19 protein-coding genes are annotated in these 19,037 nt (G+C 32.8%); 7 read left to right on the top strand and 12 right to left on the bottom strand.

The window, feature by feature from the left end; genetic code table 11:
* Window positions 1-64 precede the first annotated feature (64 nt).
* Window positions 65-1,153, top strand: a complete 1,089-nt coding sequence (locus ABGB03_RS08185; protein WP_347921740.1) for an amidohydrolase family protein — start codon at window positions 65-67, stop codon at window positions 1,151-1,153.
* Between the two features lie 12 nt (window positions 1,154-1,165).
* A complete protein-coding gene (locus ABGB03_RS08180) occupies window positions 1,166-1,630 on the top strand; it encodes a hypothetical protein (protein WP_347921738.1) in 465 nt (154 codons plus the stop codon).
* An 11-nt stretch (window positions 1,631-1,641) separates the two neighbouring features.
* On the opposite strand, the gene ABGB03_RS08175 is transcribed toward ABGB03_RS08180, so the two are convergent.
* From ABGB03_RS08175 to ABGB03_RS08155, 5 genes are all read right to left on the bottom strand, one after another.
* On the bottom strand, window positions 1,642-3,183 hold the full coding sequence (locus ABGB03_RS08175) for an acyl-CoA carboxylase subunit beta (RefSeq protein ID WP_347921736.1): 1,542 nt from the start codon (window positions 3,181-3,183) through the stop codon (window positions 1,642-1,644).
* Window positions 3,184-3,189: 6 nt separating this feature from the next.
* The gene (gene accC, locus ABGB03_RS08170) at window positions 3,190-4,629 is read right to left on the bottom strand and encodes an acetyl-CoA carboxylase biotin carboxylase subunit (RefSeq protein ID WP_347921735.1); all 1,440 of its coding nucleotides are present in this window, start codon (window positions 4,627-4,629) and stop codon (window positions 3,190-3,192) included.
* 1 nt (window position 4,630) lies between these two features.
* Entirely contained in the window at window positions 4,631-5,116 is a 486-nt protein-coding gene (locus ABGB03_RS08165) for an acetyl-CoA carboxylase biotin carboxyl carrier protein subunit (RefSeq protein ID WP_347921733.1), read from the bottom strand.
* 95 nt (window positions 5,117-5,211) lie between these two features.
* Complete coding sequence (locus ABGB03_RS08160) at window positions 5,212-5,883, bottom strand: PrsW family glutamic-type intramembrane protease (RefSeq protein ID WP_347921731.1); 672 nt, start codon at window positions 5,881-5,883, stop codon at window positions 5,212-5,214.
* Window positions 5,884-5,901: 18 nt separating this feature from the next.
* Window positions 5,902-6,450, bottom strand: coding sequence for an NUDIX domain-containing protein (locus ABGB03_RS08155; RefSeq protein WP_347921729.1), 549 nt, complete (start codon window positions 6,448-6,450; stop codon window positions 5,902-5,904).
* Window positions 6,451-6,551: 101 nt separating this feature from the next.
* Between ABGB03_RS08155 and ABGB03_RS08150 the strand changes: the two genes are divergently transcribed.
* A complete protein-coding gene (locus tag ABGB03_RS08150) occupies window positions 6,552-8,942 on the top strand; it encodes a penicillin acylase family protein (RefSeq protein WP_347921727.1) in 2,391 nt (796 codons plus the stop codon).
* 5 nt (window positions 8,943-8,947) lie between these two features.
* On the opposite strand, the gene ABGB03_RS08145 is transcribed toward ABGB03_RS08150, so the two are convergent.
* Together ABGB03_RS08145 and ABGB03_RS08140 are read right to left on the bottom strand one after the other, a co-directional pair.
* Complete coding sequence (locus ABGB03_RS08145; RefSeq protein ID WP_347921726.1) at window positions 8,948-10,105, bottom strand: aminotransferase class V-fold PLP-dependent enzyme; 1,158 nt, start codon at window positions 10,103-10,105, stop codon at window positions 8,948-8,950.
* Window positions 10,106-11,194: a M42 family metallopeptidase gene (locus ABGB03_RS08140; protein ID WP_347921725.1), complete on the bottom strand. Its 1,089-nt coding sequence runs from the start codon at window positions 11,192-11,194 to the stop codon at window positions 10,106-10,108.
* A gap of 123 nt (window positions 11,195-11,317) precedes the next feature.
* Between ABGB03_RS08140 and ABGB03_RS08135 the strand changes: the two genes are divergently transcribed.
* Window positions 11,318-12,028 (top strand): DUF4294 domain-containing protein, encoded by a 711-nt coding sequence (locus tag ABGB03_RS08135; protein ID WP_347921723.1) that lies wholly within the window; start codon window positions 11,318-11,320, stop codon window positions 12,026-12,028.
* Window positions 12,012-12,635 carry a hemolysin III family protein gene (locus ABGB03_RS08130; RefSeq protein WP_347921721.1) on the top strand — a complete coding sequence of 208 codons (624 nt, stop codon included), beginning with the start codon at window positions 12,012-12,014 and terminating at the stop codon, window positions 12,633-12,635. The genes ABGB03_RS08135 and ABGB03_RS08130 overlap by 17 nt, the downstream gene beginning before the upstream one ends.
* A 116-nt stretch (window positions 12,636-12,751) precedes the next feature.
* On the opposite strand, the gene ABGB03_RS08125 is transcribed toward ABGB03_RS08130, so the two are convergent.
* Window positions 12,752-14,338, bottom strand: a complete 1,587-nt coding sequence (locus ABGB03_RS08125; protein ID WP_347921720.1) for a serine hydrolase domain-containing protein — start codon at window positions 14,336-14,338, stop codon at window positions 12,752-12,754.
* 177 nt (window positions 14,339-14,515) lie between these two features.
* Here ABGB03_RS08125 and ABGB03_RS08120 point away from each other — a divergent pair, with 177 nt between their 5' ends.
* Window positions 14,516-15,268, top strand: coding sequence for a peptidase E (locus ABGB03_RS08120; protein WP_347921718.1), 753 nt, complete (start codon window positions 14,516-14,518; stop codon window positions 15,266-15,268).
* Here ABGB03_RS08120 and ABGB03_RS08115 read toward each other — a convergent pair.
* The 3 genes from ABGB03_RS08115 to ABGB03_RS08105 are packed head-to-tail and all read right to left on the bottom strand — an operon-like array spanning window position 15,265 to window position 17,101.
* Entirely contained in the window at window positions 15,265-15,693 is a 429-nt protein-coding gene (locus tag ABGB03_RS08115; RefSeq protein ID WP_347921716.1) for a DUF4268 domain-containing protein, read from the bottom strand. The genes ABGB03_RS08120 and ABGB03_RS08115 overlap by 4 nt on opposite strands.
* Entirely contained in the window at window positions 15,693-16,367 is a 675-nt protein-coding gene (locus ABGB03_RS08110; protein ID WP_347921714.1) for a ZIP family metal transporter, read from the bottom strand. Before ABGB03_RS08110 ends, ABGB03_RS08115 begins: the two co-directional genes overlap by 1 nt.
* A 2-nt stretch (window positions 16,368-16,369) precedes the next feature.
* On the bottom strand, window positions 16,370-17,101 hold the full coding sequence (locus ABGB03_RS08105) for a class I SAM-dependent methyltransferase (protein WP_347921712.1): 732 nt from the start codon (window positions 17,099-17,101) through the stop codon (window positions 16,370-16,372).
* 145 nt (window positions 17,102-17,246) lie between these two features.
* Here ABGB03_RS08105 and ABGB03_RS08100 point away from each other — a divergent pair, with 145 nt between their 5' ends.
* Window positions 17,247-18,404 carry a THUMP domain-containing protein gene (locus ABGB03_RS08100; protein WP_347921710.1) on the top strand — a complete coding sequence of 386 codons (1,158 nt, stop codon included), beginning with the start codon at window positions 17,247-17,249 and terminating at the stop codon, window positions 18,402-18,404.
* Between the two features lie 33 nt (window positions 18,405-18,437).
* On the opposite strand, the gene ABGB03_RS08095 is transcribed toward ABGB03_RS08100, so the two are convergent.
* Window positions 18,438-18,983: a DUF4136 domain-containing protein gene (locus tag ABGB03_RS08095; RefSeq protein WP_347921708.1), complete on the bottom strand. Its 546-nt coding sequence runs from the start codon at window positions 18,981-18,983 to the stop codon at window positions 18,438-18,440.
* Window positions 18,984-19,037 lie beyond the last annotated feature (54 nt).

Genomic DNA, 19,037 nt, shown 5'->3' with positions numbered 1-19,037 from the left:
ACATGCTAAAACAGTATTAATATAAATTATAATAAATAACTTTATGGACTAACTAATTTAAATTATGAGAGTAGTTAAAACCTTTATTTTTATTCTAACTTTTTCGTTATCAGTAAATTCATTTTCACAAGAAATGTCTTTTGAAGACTATAATCCTAAATCAACATTAGTAGTTCCAGGAGATAGTATTTTTAAAGCAAAATTTCCTTTTATTGACATTCATGGTCACCAATACAGAATGCCAACGCAAGATTTAGCACCTGTAGTTGCAGATATGGATAAATTAAATATGAGAATCATGGTTAATCTTAGTGGTAGAACTGGAGATGAACTTGTGAAATCGGTAAAGAATATTGCTACTAATTTTCCAGGACGATTTGTTGTCTTTGCAAATATTAATTTTCAAGATGCAGGAAGTGAAGGATGGACCGAAAAAATGATAGCACAATTAGAGCAGGATGTTAAAAATGGCGCACGTGGATTAAAGGTCTATAAAAGTTTAGGATTAAGTAATAAAGATTTTCAAGGAAATCGTCTAGCAATTAATGATAAAAGACTTGACCCAATTTGGGCAAAATGTGGGGAATTAGGAATTCCTGTATTAATACATTCGGCAGATCCAGCATCTTTTTGGGATGATTTTGATGGCGATAATGAGCGTTGGTTAGAATTAAAAACGCATCCAAGGCGTAAACGTGATGATACAAATCCTGCACCATTTAAACAAATAATGAATGAGCAATATAGTATTATAAAAAAGCATCCAAAAACAACCTTTATAAGTGCACACATGAGTTGGTTAGCTAATGATTTGGGTAGGCTAGGAGAGTTGTTGGATGAAATGCCAAACATGAATGTTGGTATAGGAGCAATTATAGCCGAATTAGGAAGGCAGCCACGTTTTGCTAAAGCTTTCATTACTAAATACCAAGATCGTGTGTTATTTGGAAAAGATAGCTGGAAACCAGAAGAATTTCCAACCTATTTTAGAGTTTTAGAAAGTGCCGACGAATACTTTCCATATCATAAAAAATACCATGCATATTGGGCAATGTATGGGCTAGATCTTGATGATGAAGTGTTGAAAAAAGTATACTACAAAAATGCACTTCGCATAGTTCCAGGATTGGATAAGAGTTTATTTCCTAAATAATTTTAATTTGTCATGAGGTTCATTGCCTTTATAGTTTTTGTATTACTGTTTGTTTCTTGTAAAAAAGAAAATGATAATATTGATAAGCTAAACTTAGAATCAAGACTATCTGGAAAATGGATAGCTAAAGCTTTTGATGGTGAATTGCATGAAGCTTGGAAGCTTGATAGTAATGGATGGATGTTTCAAGAAGGTTATTATATTGAAAAAGTAGACACTAGTTACAGTGCAAGAACGCGTATTGAATTAGTGAATGAAGAGCTAATTCTACTTTCAGTAATTAAAAACTCGACTCCAAAAATTTTCCAAGCTGTTGAAAGATCTGATTCTAAAATTATTTTTAAAAATAAGGATTATAAAAACCCTTATGAAGTTGTTTATGAGTTTATAGATGTAAATAATTATCGAAGAACTATAAAAGGCTTCGAAAACGATAGTCTAGTCACTTATATTTTTAACTTCAAAAAAACAAATTAGAAAATAATTTCCTATAACGGAATATTTCCATGTTTGCGTTTTGGTTTATTTACTTGTTTGTCTTCCAACATTGAAAAAGCCTTTAACAATTTACGTCGTGTATCTGATGGTAAAATAACTTCATCTATAAAGCCACGTTCCGCAGCACTATAAGGATTTGCAAATAGTTCGGCATATTCTGCTTCTTTTTCTTTCCACTTAGCTTCTTTATCTTTTGCTGTATTAATCTCTCGTTTAAAAATAATTTCGGCAGCACCTTTTGCTCCCATAACAGCAATTTCGGCACTTGGCCATGCAAAATTCATATCCGCACCAATATGTTTAGAGTTCATCACATCATAAGCGCCTCCATATGCTTTTCTAGTAATAACCGTAACTCTTGGTACAGTAGCTTCGCTAAACGCATAAAGTAATTTGGCGCCATGTATTATAATACCATTCCATTCTTGATCTGTCCCTGGTAAAAACCCTGGGACATCTTCTAAAACTAACATTGGAATATTAAAACAATCACAAAAACGTACAAATCTCGCTGCTTTTTTTGAGCTGTCCACATCTAAAACACCAGCTAAGAACATAGGCTGATTAGCAATGATACCAATGCTTTTTCCGCCTAAACGCGCAAATCCAACTATGATGTTTTCAGCGTAATCTTTGTGTATTTCATAAAACGAATCGATATCAATAATACCTTTTATAACCTCATGCATGTCATAAGGTTTGTTTGGATTGTCTGGAACAATAGAAGAGAGGCTATCTCTAATTTCATCTTTTAGCTCATAAGCAAGACTCGTTGGTTTTTCTCGATTACTTTGTGGGAAATAGCTCAATAATTGTTTAACATCCTCTAAGCACTCAATATCATTAGCCGAGGTTTTATGAGCTACTCCAGATTTTGTAGAATGTGTTGAAGCACCACCAAGTTCTTCGCTAGTAACTTCTTCGTTAGTAACAGTTTTAACAACGTTAGGTCCTGTAACAAACATATAGCTTGTATCTTGAACCATGATAGTAAAATCTGTCATTGCAGGAGAATAGACTGCTCCTCCAGCACAAGGTCCCATAATCGCTGAAATTTGAGGTATAACACCTGAAGCTTGTACATTTCTATAGAAAATATCGGCATAGCCACCAAGCGAACGCACACCTTCTTGAATACGAGCACCACCAGAATCGTTTAACCCAATTAAAGGTGCTCCAACGTTTACTGCCATATCCATAATCTTACAGATTTTTTCAGCATGGGTTTCAGATAAAGAGCCACCAAAAACTGTAAAATCCTGAGCAAACATGTACACTAGTCTTCCATCAACTGTGCCGTAACCAGTAATAACACCATCGCCATAAAATTTTTGTTTTTCCATCCCAAAGTCTTTGGTACGGTGCGTTACTAAAGTGCCAATTTCTTCAAAAGAACCTTCATCGAGCAGATAATTAACACGTTCTCGTGCTGTAAGTTTCTTTTTAGCATGTTGCTTTTTAATGCGAGATTCACCACCACCTAAATAGGCTTGTTGAAGTTTTTCGTTAAGTGCTTTTATTTTTGAGTCCATAAGTATCTAATTTGGTAATCGTAATAGTTGTTGGTCTTCTAAATAAGATTTTAAGGCAATTAATGCTGCAATTTTCGCTTCTTCTTTATGTTGTTCTAATAATTTTTCAGGAGAATAATAATTTTTCACAAAATGTGTATCAAAATCTCCAGAAATAAAAGCTTCATGTTCACAAACAAATTTTCCAAATGGTAATGTGGTTTGTACACCTTCAATATGGTAGTTTTCAATGGCATGTAGCATTAATTGAATAGCTTCATTACGTGTTTTTCCATAGGTAACTAACTTTGAAAGCATAGGGTCATAATAAATAGGAATCTCCATGCCTTCTTCAAACCCATTATCCACACGAATTCCTTTTCCAACTGGCAATTTGTAGGTTTCAAGCGTTCCAACACTTGGCAAAAAGTCATTTAAAGGGTCTTCAGCATAGACACGTAGTTCTAATGCATGACCATTGATTTTTAAATCTTCTTGTTTTACTTCTAAAGTTTCGCCACGAGCTACACGAATTTGAAGTTCAACCAAATCTACATCAGAAATCAATTCAGATACAGGATGTTCTACCTGTAATCGTGTATTCATTTCTAAGAAATAAAAATTATGGTCGGCATCCATTAAAAACTCTACAGTTCCTGCGCCTAAATAATCACAAGAGCGTGCTACATTAATAGCAGCTTCTCCCATTTTTGCTCGTAATTCTGGTGTTAAAATGGTTGAAGGTGCTTCCTCAACCACCTTTTGATGTCTACGTTGTATGCTGCATTCTCTCTCAAAGAAATGTAACACGTTACCATGGCTATCTGCCATAATTTGAATTTCGATATGTCTAGGAGAAGTCACATATTTTTCTATAAATACAGAACCATCACCAAAAGCAGAAGTTGCTTCGCTAATAGCGCGATTCATTTGTGATTCTAGTTCAGACTCTTTTTCAACAATACGCATACCTTTTCCTCCACCACCAGCTGATGCTTTTATTAGAATAGGAAATCCAATGTCTTTAGCAATGTTTTTGGCTTTTTTTACATCTGTAATGGCTTCATCAATTCCTGGTACCATTGGAATATTATATGCTTTCACAGCGTCTTTAGCTGCAAGCTTGCTACCCATTATGCGAATAGCCTTAGATTGTGGTCCAATAAAAGTAATATTGTTATCTTCACATAATTCTGCAAAATTCGCATTTTCACTTAAAAACCCGTAACCAGGATGTATGCCGTCTACATTTAAACTTTTGGCAACTTCAATTATTTTTTCACCTAATAAATACGATTGATTAGAAGGCGCTTTACCAATATACACTGCTTCATCAGCATATCGTACATGTGGTGCATTTCTATCAGCTTCTGAGAATACTGCAACAGTTTTCAGTCCCATTTTTTTAGCGGTTCTCATTACACGAATAGCAATCTCTCCTCTGTTTGCAATTAGTATCTTCTTCATATTATTCAAATTCAATTAATAACTCATTTTTATCGACAGCATTTCCTTTAGTAACTGAAATATTTTTTATGATTCCATCACGAGGAGAGGTTATTATATTTTCCATTTTCATTGCTTCAAGAATTAATAAAGTATCATCCTCTTTAACTTCTTGACCAATTTTAACGCTAATTTCTAGAATCAATCCAGGCATTGGGGCTTTAATTTCATTGACTAATTTTGAAATGCCAATTTTAAAACCCATTTCTTTTATTAAATCATCTAAAATATTGCTTATGTTTATGTTATATATATTATTATTAACTTTTATTTTATATGTTTTTGTATTGAAATCTGACTCAATTGTTTCGGTAACTATTGATTTATTGTTATGAAGAACATGATATTTAGATTTAGATAATCTAATGATATCGGTCTTAGAAATATCTGAAGCATTTAGTTTAAATTCATGACCTGAATTTGATTTAAGTGTATATGTTTTATTCATTATTTTTTATAAATTCATTGGCTATTAAAGCTACAAATTTAATTGTAAGTTTTGTTTAAGAACATGAGGCAAGTCATGTTCTTAACTATTTTTTGCTATTTAAAATGTGAAATCTCTTGATGTGCTTTTATAGCACGTTTAGATAACACAATCCCTATAATAAGTGAAATAAATGCACCAATTGATAATCCTGGAATAAAGCCTATAAATAAGAAAAAGTCGTAAGACCCATGAAATAGAATTGCTAATGAGAGACCTATTAAGTTCCACTTAATGCGGTTATTAGTGAATTTGGCTTTTCCCATAAAGTATCCCATTAGTACTGCAAAAGAGGCATGCGCAGGAATAGCGGTAACAGCTCTAATTACTGCGACTTCTATTCCACCTTCAAGTACATAAAACAAGTTTTCAACTGCCGCAAAACCCATAGAAACCATAACTGCGTAAATAATACCATCAAAAGGTTCGTTAAAATCTTTTTTAGGTTGCGCATAATAACGAACCATAATATATTTGCTAAACTCTTCTATTAAAGCAACTACAAAAAAGGCTTTTACAAATTGTTGCCAAATACTATGATTATCTGGTAAAGGAAGAAATACATCAAAAAACACATACAACAGTGTCGTTATGATGATGCTTAAAATAGCACCTAAAAGGAAGCTAATTAATAGCACACGTTTAGATTCTTTTTCATACTTATCTTTAATATAGATGTAAATAATGACGATAAGTATTGGAGTAGCAGTAGCAATTAGAAGATTCATGTTGGAAAATTATAAAAATTAAAGCATTTTACTCACTTGATTTATAATAAAAGTATAATAAGTATAATCGGCTGGGACTAATTTAAATGCTTCATTACGATTTTCTGCATAGAATTTCAATTTATCTAAAGAAATTAAAGTAATACCGTCTACCTCTTCTTCCTGAATTTTTAAATTATTAACATCAGCCAATAATTCACATAAAAAAACATGCTGAAATTCACAGTCTTTGATACCATTTGGATGTACATTGACATTTTTTCTAATATCAATTTGTATTAGATTATTTTTAATAATATCTAGGCCTATTTCTTCTTTTATCTCACGTAAAGCAGCTTCTAGAATAGATTCTCCAGCTAAGATATGTCCAGCAACCGATACATCCCAAAAGCTCGGAAACGTTTCTTTATGCTTACTTCTTTGCTGTAGTAAAATATGACCATTTTTAGTGTAAAACCAAATGTGCACTGTTGGATGAAATAATCCTTTTAAGTGAGCTTCGTCTTTTAAGCAGTTAGTTCCTGTTGGAATCCCGTTTTCTGTCCAAATATCTATATATTCTTGCAAACTTATATTTTATAACCAAATATAGGTTTTAAATAAAATATGTGTCTTAAAAAATTAGTTTTACTTCTGTAAATAGTATTTTTGGTAATCAAACTTTTTTTATGCGAGTATTTAAAAAAATCTTACTAGGAATACTAATACTATTGGTAATTGGTGCTATTTCTGGCTTTATATATATCAACTCTCTAAAGCCTCAGTATTCAGGAAATCTTGAGCTTCAAAATTTACAATCAGAAGTTTCAACGTATTTTGATGACTATGGTATACCACATATTTATGCCAAAAATCAAGAAGATGCCTATACAACTTTGGGATATTTGCATGCACAGGACAGGTTATGGCAAATGGAACTTATGCGTCGTATTGCTCCTGGACGTTTATCAGAAATATTGGGAAAGGACTTGTTAATAACAGACAAATTTTTTGCTACTATTGGAATAGAGGAAGCTACAGAGAAAGCTATAAATAACTTAGATAAAAATACTGATGCTTACAAGTTAGCAATGGCATATATAAACGGTGTTAATCAGTATATTAATGAAGGCGCAACACCTATAGAATTTACTTTAGTTGGTGTTAAAAAAGAACCTTATCAATTAAAAGACATGTACAATATTTTTGGGTATATGGCTTTTAGTTTTGCGATGGCTCAAAAAACCGATCCAATGCTGACTGCAATACAAGAAAAGTTAGGTGATGAGTATTTGATAGATTTAGATTTATTGCCAAATACGAATGGTACTTTAATTAAAACCAATAATACGACAGAAGTTAAAGTATTAGAGACATTATCTAACCAAATAACCCAAGTCACAAATAAGTTACCAATTCCTGTTTTTATTGGAAGTAATAGTTGGGTTGTGAATGCTAATAAAACGAGCACAGGCAGTGTGCTGTTTGCAAATGACCCTCATATTGGATATGCGCAACCAGCTGTTTGGTATGAAGCTCATATAGTAACACCAAATTATGAAATGTATGGTTATCACTTGGCAGGTGTAGTGTTTCCATTGTTAGGGCATAATAGAGACTATGCATATGGTTTAACTATGTTTGAAAATGATGACATCGATTTTTATCAAGAGACAAATCATTCCTCTAATAATGATGAATATAAAACACCAAATGGTTATTCGGCTTATCAAAAAACTTCTAAAACTATAAAAGTTAAAGATGAAGATGATGTGATTTTAGATATAAAATCGTCCAGACATGGTCCAATAATGAATAATGTCCAAGATGAAATTTTGCATAGCAATCCAATAGCTATGTCTTGGGTATATACGCAGCATAAAATTGAAATCCTAGAAGCTGCTTACAAACTTTCGCACTCTAAAACAATTGAAGATGTAAAACAAGCAGCATCAATGATTCATGCACCAGGTTTAAATGTCATGTATGGTGATGCTAAAGGAAATGTCGCTTGGTGGGCTTCAGGGAAGCTTTACACGCATAAAGATCACGTTAATCCAAAGTTTGTTTTAGAAGGAGCAAGTGGAGAGGACGACCCAGATACCTATTTAGACTTCTCAAAAAATCCAATGGCAGAAAATCCTGATTGGAATTATGTGTACTCAGCAAATAACCAACCAGATTCAATTGCAGGAATGTTATATCCTGGATATTATTTACCAGAAGATAGAGCTAAGCGAATTGTAGAACTACTTGAACCCAAAAATAATTGGAATAGAGAGAGTTTTTCTAAAATGATTGTGGATAATACATCGTCTGTTGCTACTAGTAATGTTAGAGTGTTTACCAAGGTTATTAATTATAATAAATTAAACAAAAATCAACAACGAGCAATGGATATATTGCAACTTTGGGAAGGTGATAATGAGGTCGAAGGCATTGCTCCAACCATTTATCATCGTGTTATGTATCGTTATTTGGAGAACACATTTAAAGATGAATTAGGCGATACACTGTTTAACCAACTTTTAAAAACGCATTTAATAAAGAGGTCTATAGCATTGCAAATTGGTAACGATTCATCAAAATGGTGGGATGATGTAGAAACTACCAATGTAAAAGAATCTAAAGCAGATATTATTAATCAATCATTTATTGAAGCTATCTCCAGATTAGAAGCACAACTAGGGGAAGACATTATTAATTGGAAATGGGGAACAGTACACACCTTAGAGCATGGTCATGCACTTGGAGCTGTAAAAACATTAAGACCTTATTTTAATGTTGGACCGTTTGAAACAGGAGGAACGGAAGAGGTAATTGATAACAAAGCTTTTGACTTTAACGATACAGGTTTGTATGAAATAAAAGCTGGACCTTCTACAAGACGTATTGTTGACTTTTCAGATATTGAAAATAGTATTAGCATTTTACCAACTGGACAATCTGGAAACCCTTTTAGTGAACATTACGACGACCAAGCCGATATGTATAGTAAAGGAGAATTTAGAAAAATGATGATGAATAAAGAAGAAATTATAGCAACTTCTCGACTATTAAAAGTGTCTCCAAAGAACTAGAAAGCTTATAAACAAGACATTATGCAATTTGTTAGCTTTGTAAAATCGTCTTTTGTGTTGAATAAATGACAAGAAAGTCGGATATAATTACCTCTAAAAGAAATAAACACGTTTTCTTCTTTTAGTTTTTGTTTTAATAATTCTATATCAAGGTTTTTTGGAAGTTCTACACCAAATAAATGATGTGCTCTATTATTTTGAGTTTCAATATTGCAGCCTAATTTTTTTAAAGCTTTAACAGTGTCTTGTGTTATTTCTTTACAATATTCTTGAATCGCAAGCGGCGTCCAGCTTAAAACTTGTTTTAAAGCTGCAATCTGCATTTTTACATAAATAAAACTAGCATGTTCACCAGTAGAATAACGATTAGCCAAAGGCTTATATCTAGGCTCATAAGATGTTAATCTACTAAAATCTTCACTATTTAATCTGTTAGACCAATTTTCTTCTAGTGGAGTTCCGTTATCAAAATAATCTCCAAAATAGGCATAACTACATCCATAAGGACCAAACAACCATTTGTAACCTGCACAAATTAATGCATCTGGTTGAATCTCTTTTACCGAGAAAGGTAGTGCACCAATAGATTGACTTCCATCTATAATTAATAGAGCATGATGCTCTTTAGCTTTTTTACTAACCTTTTTTAAATCGAACAATGTACCATTTGCCCAATGTATATTTCCAATGCTAATTACAGCCGCTTTTTTAGTAATAGCATTTAAAAGGTCAGTATTCCAAAGAGCTCCTCTATTTTCTTTTGTTTCTGGTTGTTTAACAATTTTTAGTTTTGCATCATATTTTTTTGCTAGTTTTTCCCAAGCGTAGTAATTACTTGGGAACTGTTCGTCTATCAAAATAATTTCATCGTCTTTTTCTAATGTAATATTATTGGCAGCAGTTGCAATTCCATATGAAGCTGATGGTATATTAGCAACTCTGTTATAATCATCATTGTCAATCAATTTTGAAAATAACTTTTTAAGTTCAATTACTGGCTCAAAATAATTGCTAGTGGTAATTTTATATGGTTGACTTTTTTCAAGAATACCATCTATCCCTGCTTGTTCAACCGCCTTAAAAGAAGGCGATTGACTTGCAATGTTTAAATAGGTAACGTCTTCAGGAATACTAAAAAGATGTTTTTGATGTTTTAAATTCATTTATTCAAAATAGCTAAACGTTTCTCCAGTTTTTATTTTTAGAATGGTTTCGTAAATCATTCTAATGACGTTTTCAACATCATCTTTATGTACCATTTCTACGGTTGTGTGCATATAACGTAATGGTAACGAAATTAAGGCAGAGGCAACACCACCATTGCTATAAGCAAAAGCATCAGTATCTGTTCCAGTAGCTCTGGATAATGCTGAACGTTGGAATGGTATATTCTTCTCTTCAGCAGTATCTATAATTAAATCACGTAATTTTTGTTGTACTGCAGGAGCATAAGCAACTACTGGGCCTTTACCTATCTCCAAATGACCTTCTTTTTTCTTTTCAATCATTGGAGTAGTAGTGTCATGAGTTACATCTGTCACAATTGCTACATTAGGTTTAATTGTATGCGTAATCATTTCGGCACCACGCAATCCAATTTCTTCTTGAACTGAGTTTGTAATGTATAAACCAAAAGGTAATTTCTTTTTGTTTTCATGTAATAATCTTGCTACTTCAGCAATCATAAAACCACCCATTCTGTTGTCTAAAGCACGACAAACAAACTTGTCTTTGTTAAGTATATGGAATTCATCTGGATAGGTAATAACGCAACCAACATGAACACCCATTTTCTCAACTTCTGCTTTGTCCTTAGCACCAATATCAATAGTAATGTTATCTGGTTTTGGTGGCTCTTCTTTCGAACGATTTCGTGTATGAATTGCAGGCCAACCAAAAACACCTTTTACAATACCTTTTTTGGTGTGGATATTCACAATTTTACTTGGTGCAATTTGATGGTCACTTCCACCATTTCTAATCACATAAATCAATCCGTTGTCTGCAATATAATTCACATACCATGAAATTTCATCAGCATGACCTTCAATAACTACTTTGTAATCAGCCTCTGGATTAATAACACCAACAGCTGTTCCGTAAGTATCTGTAATAAATTCATCTACATAAGGTTTTAGATAATTCATCCAAATTTTTTGCCCATCCCATTCGTAACCTGTAGGTGCTGCATTATTTAAGTATTTTTCAAGAAAGTCCATAGACTTTTTATTGAGTATCTTCTTTTTTGCCATTCTAAAATATTTTGCTCTAAAATAATAATATTAATAAGAATTTAAGGTTTAAAAGAGTGTAAAATATTAACTTTACACTGTTAAGTTTTATTCAAAGCACCTCAATTTGAATTTAACCCAATTATGAAAAAGATTCTTTGCATATTATTTGTATTACCATTGTTTTGTTTTGGTCAGGTTGAAGAAACTGAAACCGATACTTCTCAAATAAAATATTTGATAATAAAAGGTGATTCTATTCCAAGATTAGCCATAGATTTAGACGAAGTTATGCTACTCCATAAATTGGAGTTTGATAGTAAAGAAGATAGACGACGTTACTTAATCTTAAAGCGTAAAACCTTAAAAGTATATCATTATGCACAACTGGCTGCTACTAGATTAGATACACTTAATGCACGACTAAATAGATTAGAAAAAAAGCGTGATAGAAAACAGTACGCTAAAAAGATACAACGGTATATTGAAGGTGAATTTTCAGATGAGTTAAAAAAACTCACACGAACCGAAGGACAAATACTTATTAAATTAATCCACCGACAGACTGGACATACAACCTTTGAGCTTATTAAAGAACTACGTAATGGTTGGCGTGCCTTTTGGTTTAATAATACAGCAAGTCTATTCGACTTATCTTTGAAAAAAGAGTTCGACCCGATGAATGTAAAAGAGGATTATTTAATTGAAGATATCTTGCAACGCAACTTTCAAAGCGGACGCTTAGAAAGACAAAAAGATGCTTTAGGATTGGACTTCTTTGAATTAACCCAGAAATGGTTAAGTGACAAACCTAAAACTGCCAAAACCCCAAAAACCATTGAGCGTACAAACTAAGTTAGAGGAACAGCTCAATACATTCTCTCATGCCATTGGAGCTGTATTAGGTATTGTTGGTTTAATAATACTAGTAAGCAAACAAGCTGATACACCATGGAGTTTATTTAGTGTATTAGTATATGGTCTTTCCATTATTGTGTTGTTTAGTGCTTCTGCATTATATCATGCAGCCAAAACCGAAAAACGCAAACACTATTTTAGAATTGTAGACCATATAAGCATTTATTTATTAATTGCAGGAACTTATACGCCTGTATTATTGTTAACATTATCAGATAGTAATGGTTGGCTTCTGTTTTATACCGTTTGGGGAATTGCTGCTTTCGGTGTATTTCTAAAACTCTTTTTTACAGGACGTTTCGAGGTGTTTTCAACGCTGTTGTATTTGGTTATGGGTTGGTTAATCGTCTTTGATTTTAGCGTTCTAGCTGAAAGAATGGACACCAATGGGGTACTTTTCTTATTTGCAGGTGGTTTGTTTTATACAGTAGGCATTGTGTTTTACGCCATTAACAAAATACCATACAACCATGTGATTTGGCACGTGTTTGTATTAGCTGGTGCTATTAGTCACTATTTTATGATTTTGTGGTATGTAGTTTAGCTGGAAATGCAGAACTAAATATTAGGTTCGTTTAACGTCGGATATGCGTCGTTTTAATGACTTATATCCGACGTTAAACGAAGTTCGACTTTTTTTTCTTACAAAGTCAAATATGTTTACTCGGATAGTGTTTCCTTAAATGACATATCCAAACGCTGTACTTTTGGTGATTTTTCAGGTGTAAGTGTAAAAAACATAGAGATAATACCATTCTCAGTTTGCACATTAAAGCGACCTCGTAATTGGTTTAAAGGTGTTAGGTCTTCTACTTTAACAACCGCTCCAGCTTCTGCAAAAATTTGTTTGGCTTGAGACATTCGTTTATCTCTAGACTTATCTAAATAAAAGTTTTCTGCAATAATTTCCTTTTCAAGGTTAGCATTCCAATTTTGTACTAAATCTAAGACTTGCGCTTTTCGCTTCTCAAGAATATCAGATACAGGAAGCTCTCGTGGTTCTAACCCAGTTTTATCAAATAATAATTGCTCTACTTTGTTTATTGGCAAAGGCCCTGTATACGTTAGGTTGCCAAAAGCCATCACACCAACACCATATTCAGGATAAAAATAATAGTTACTACCAAACCCTGGAAGCGCGCCTCCATGTGATACACGTTTTATGTCATTGCAATAGGTAGCAATACCAAGTCCAAATCCGTAGCCATTCATTAAAGCGCACGTATCACCATTGTAATCTCTAGCATTTGGATATAATCTTGGATATTGAGGTGTTTGCATCTCACGAAGTGAGCTTCGTTTAATTGGTCCATTATCGTCATCATTTCTTGGAGGCCATGCCGAAAGATGAAAACTTACATATTTACTAAAATCTTCAATGGTGGTGATAAGCCCACCCATAGAGCCAAACGAACCATCATGCAATATAGGTTCTAGTTTCCATTGTTCGTCTTCCCAACGGTAGCCAATGGCAAGTTCTTCTTTTGGAACATCATTCCATTCCCAATAGGTGTTGTTCATCCCTAAGGGTTGGAGTATGTTATTCTTGATGTAATCTTGGTAAGGCTCACCAGAAACTCGAGACACAATATTACCAAGCAACGCATAACCTGTATTACTGTATTCGTATTCAAATGATGGTGTGTTAGAGAAGGTTACACCATCGTCTATCATACCAATAAGCATCTCGTTTGTTTCGTCTAACTGACGGTCTCCCCAAGGATTATCTTCTGGAAAACCTGCTGTCATAGTTAATAGATTTTCAATATCGATAATAGGACTGTCTTTTGTAAGATATTCCAGATTAGTCATTTCAGGAATGTATTTACTAACAGGGTCGTTTAAAGCTAGTTTACCTTCATCTCTTAATTTTATAATTGCCATTGCTGTAAAACTCTTAGTCATAGAAGCGATTCGAAACGCCGATGTTGTAGTTGCTAGATTTTTAGTATCAACATCCAATACACCATCTGCTGAAGCAATAACCAATTGGTCATCGACTACAATACCATAAGCAATCCCTGGAATATGCCTGCCTTTGGCATGCTCAATCATCACTTTTTCAATCTCTGGAGCTATTTGTTTAATTTTTTCAACGCGATTATCGTTTTCAAATGCTGCAGCTTTGTAAGTGTTAGAAAATGATGTAGTTGTACTAGTTTCAATTTTAGTAGATTGATTAGAATTACAAGAACTCACAAGACACACACAAATAATTAACTGGAAAAGATGTTTTAAATGATTCATTGGTTGATAGTTTAGCATTATTAAGATGTTGAGAAAGTTAGTCATTTTTTATGTTAACATATTTTAAATGCTTGTTAATAAATCACAACTTTTTATAAAGTAATTAATTGATTTTGAAGGGATAAAAAATTACATTTGGTAGAACATCAAAAAAACAACCAACCAATATATCAACTCATGAAAAGATTTATCATTTTTTGTCTTGTCTCTTTTTTTATGACAGGATTCGCTTTTAGCCAAGATCAATATATTTTTCCTTATGGAAGTGGACCAAGTAAAGCATTCATTAAAGAAATCATTAAGCTCACTGGAAAGGAGAAACCAAAAATCTGCTTTTTACCAACAGCTTCAGGTGATAGAGAGAGTGGAATAATTAGATGGTACGAATTGGTTAACGACCTTGAAGTTGAACCTTATGTGCAGCGTGTTTGGATAAGCTCGTACAGACAAAAATATACGTTTGAAGAATTTCTATTAGGGATGGATGCTATTGTTGTTGGTGGTGGAAATACACTCAATATGATGGCTATATGGAAAGCACAAGGTATCGATAAAGTTTTAAAGAAAGCATTAGAAAAAGGCATTGTATTAGCAGGAGGTAGTGCAGGCTCGCTATGTTGGTTTGACAATGGCACAACTGATTCCAGACCAATAGAATTGAGTGTTGTGGAAGGTTTAGGCTTTTTGCCTTATAGCCATAGTCCGCACTACGATGGTGAGGAATTCCGAAGACCATTATATGAAAAAAACATAAAAAACGGCATTTTTGAAGCTGGTTATGCTATGGATAATCAAGCTGGAATTATTTTTAAAAATGGCAAACCTTTTAAAGTAGTTTCTATGGGTGAAGAACGAAATTGCTATTACGTATCACTTGTAAATGGTGAAATAGTTGAAGAGAAATTAGATAAGATTATTTTGAAAGATTAACTTTTAATCACATCTCTATATTCCTCAAAAAAAGCTTCAAACAAGTTCATTTTCTCATTAAAAAACGCCATGGTATCTCTCCAAGTATTTTTATTGTGAATAGATACTTTTTGATTTAAAGGGACATAGATACGTGATATTTCTTTACCGTTATCTAGATAAAATTCTTCTTCGTAAATGGCGTCAGGTAAATAATCGTCATGTAGAATACTTTTTAATGCCGTTAGTTTTTCCCAGCAATTCACACGATTCTCTAGGTCGTCTTCTAAATCTAAAGTTATAAAGGCTTTTTTGGTATCGAAGTAAAATTTAAAGAAGAGTCCTTTTATTTTGGTGTTATATAAAATCCATTTTCTAGGAAATGATTTTCCAAAGCTTGTCCAAAATTCTTGGCGTATTAATCTGGATTCTTCTTTACTAAACATTAAATCAAATACGCAACAACTACTGCAAAAACAATTGCTAGTAGCTTGTTTAAATTAAATTTATGGCCTTCGCTACTTTCAAATAAAATAGTGGTCGAAATATGTAAAAAGATACCAATTACTACAGCATTTATATGCGTTAATAGCCCAGGAATTAATTCAACATTATTTGAAACAATGGTTCCAAGTGGTGTCATTAACCCAAACAAAGTTAAAAACATAATGATTTGGTATGTTTTGTAATTTGATTGAAATAGATAAGTAGTGATAAGTATTGCGATTGGTATTTTATGAATTAAAACACCATAAACCATATCGTTATGTTGGTGAATTGGAAAGCCTTCTAAAAATGCATGAATGCATAGACTAATAAAAAGTAGCCAAGGAAAGGTATGACTATTTTTATGAATATGCACATGACCATGCTCAGCACCTTTTGAAAAGAATTCCAAGAATATTTGAAAGAGAACTCCAATCATTATAAACAAGCCAGTTTTTTTGGCCTCTAAGTGTTCATAAACTTCTGGTAGTAAATCGAAAAAAGTTAGTGACATTAAAAAAGCACCACTAAAAGCTAGTAATAGTTTTATATTTTTTATGGGTTTGTTTTTTGTGAGTTTCACAATTATAAACCCTAAAATGACTGCATATATGGGAAATAGATATTTATTCATAATTACATAAAAATCATGATTAAGCGTTCTGAGCTATGTTTATTAAATTTATTGAGTTTATAGTCGCCAAAGACATCCAATAACTGAATATTTGCCTTCTCAAACATCTTTTCAAAATCTTCAAGTGTTAATGCTTTTACTAACTCTTGGTAATGGTATGGTTTTCCATCAGATATAAACGAAATATCTTTTATAATAAAGCCATTTTCAACATAACGTTTCAAATTAAAATCAATACCATCAATAGTTTTAGTATTTTCTTTCACTAAATTATTTACAACAAAATCGGCATTTAAAAAGTCGATAACACCAATACCATTTTCTTTTAAATTCGCTTTAATTGCTTTAATAGTATCTAGATCATCTTTGTCATCATCAAAGAAACCAAAACTTGTAAACAAATTAAAAACAGTATTAAATTGTTTAGTATAGGCTTCACGCATATCATGTACATCAAAATGCAAAGTATCGTTTTCAAATTGTTTGGCAAACGCAATACTTTTTTCTGATAGATCTATTCCAGTCACATCATAACCAATGCTATTTAAATACACCGCATGACGGCCTTTACCACAAGCTAGATCTAGAATGGAGCTATTTTCAGGGATATTGAGATAACTTGTGAGGTTTTCCATAAAGGAGTGAGCTTCATTATCATCTCTATGTTTATACAAAATATGGTAGAAGGATGTATCAAACCATGATGAGTACCAATCTTTCGTGTCTTTTGTCATGCATTAATGTGTGTCGCAACAAAAATAAAGTATTTTTGCAATCTATTTGCTCGCTAAGCGAGATTTGAGTATTAAATTTTATTTGATAACCTAAGAGTTGTTTCAATTAATACAAAATGAACTTGGTCTAAGATTTAATTAGTATATGGAGAATAATTTTAAAATAGTAGCCAAAACCTTATTTGGTTTTGAAGAGCTTTTAGCAAAAGAACTTAGAAACTTAGGTGCACAAGATGTAAAAATTGGTGTGCGCAATGTCAGTTTTGTTGGAGATACAGGCTTTATGTATAAGGCAAACTTAGCCTTACGAACAGCTATTAAGATTTTAAAACCCATAAAAAACTTTAGAGTTACAAATGAGCAAGATTTATATAACCAAGTTTATAAAATGCCTTGGGATAAGTACTTGTCTGAAAATGGTTCTTTGGCTATCGATGCGACTGTGCATTCTACCGTTTTTACACATTCTAAGTACATTGCTTTAAAAACTAAAGATGCTATTGTAGATAAGTTTAGGGACACAAAAGGAACTAGACCTAATGTAGATTTACGTTTTCCAGATTTAAAGATTAATGTGCATATTGATAGACAATTATGTACAGTGTCTTTAGATAGTTCTGGTGAGTCGTTACATAGACGTGGTTACAAGACTGCTACAAATATTGCACCGATAAATGAAGTGTTGGCAGCAGGATTAATAATGTTGTCTGGTTGGGATGGGCAAACAGATTTTATGGATCCAATGTGTGGTAGTGGTACCATTTTAATTGAAGCAGCGATGATTGCGTGTAATATTCCGCCAAATTTAATGCGAAAAGAATTTGCGTTTGAACGTTGGCAAGATTGGGATGTTGAATTATTTGAGAAAATTGAAGAATCCTTGTTATCAAAAACACGAGATTTTCATTATAAAATGATTGGCTATGATAAATCTCCTTCGGCGGTTAGAAAAGCACAGGATAATATTAAAAGTGCCAATTTAGAGGACTTTATTAAAGTGAAGCATGAAGATTTTTTTAAAACTCAAAAAGCAGGTGAGGAGCATTTACATATGGTATTTAATCCTCCTTATGGTGAGCGTTTAGAAAGCTTGAATGTAGAAGAATTCTATGGAGATATTGGCACTACTTTAAAGCATGGTTATCCAGGAACTCATGCATGGTTCATTACGTCTAACTTAGAAGGTTTAAAATTTGTTGGACTGAGACCGTCACGTAAAATTAAAGTGTTTAATGCGAAGCTTGAAGCGCGCTTAGTTAAGTACGAGATGTATGAAGGTAGTAAAAAAGCTAAAAAGCAATAAGGCTACAAACATTTAGCTTATAGCCTTAAGTTTTTATAATGCGCCATCTACTTTTGGATATTCTTTAAATAGGGTTTCTACCAATTCGTTTACATAACTAGGCAATTTTTTGTTGTAGCGACTCATATCACAAGTTATTGATGCTTGCCAAATTATTTGATTTTTCTCAAAATCAGACACATAAACTACCAAAGTTTCTTCTGTATAAATAGTAGTGTTTATAGTGCATTCAGACCAATAACTGTATTCGTCTTGTTCTTTACAGTCGTAAAAAGTGGCTTCTTTTTCTTCTACCAGTAATTTAAAACCAGCTTGTAATTGTGGATCCATAACATTTGTTTTGTGCCCTCTATTAATCATTTCGTTTTCTACGGCATTTCCTATGAGTTCACGTACTTTATTATTATCGTGATTTGGATATTTTGTATTCTCAACAAACAAATCATCTATACATAATACAAACGTATCATAAGTTTCAAAGTCTACGCTTTCATCAAACTCAGACAATACAGCTTCTGTAGAAGCGCAGCCATAAAGCGTAAGGAGAAAGATAATACCAAGTGTTTTTAAAGTTTTCATAGTTTTGGAATTTAAAGATTGATGTTTTATAGAAATAAAGGTCTTTAAACTCTA

The sequence above is a fragment of the Pontimicrobium sp. SW4 genome (assembly GCF_039954625.1).
GTDB lineage: Bacteria > Bacteroidota > Bacteroidia > Flavobacteriales > Flavobacteriaceae > Pontimicrobium.
This window is presented reverse-complemented; position numbering and strand designations above follow the sequence as displayed.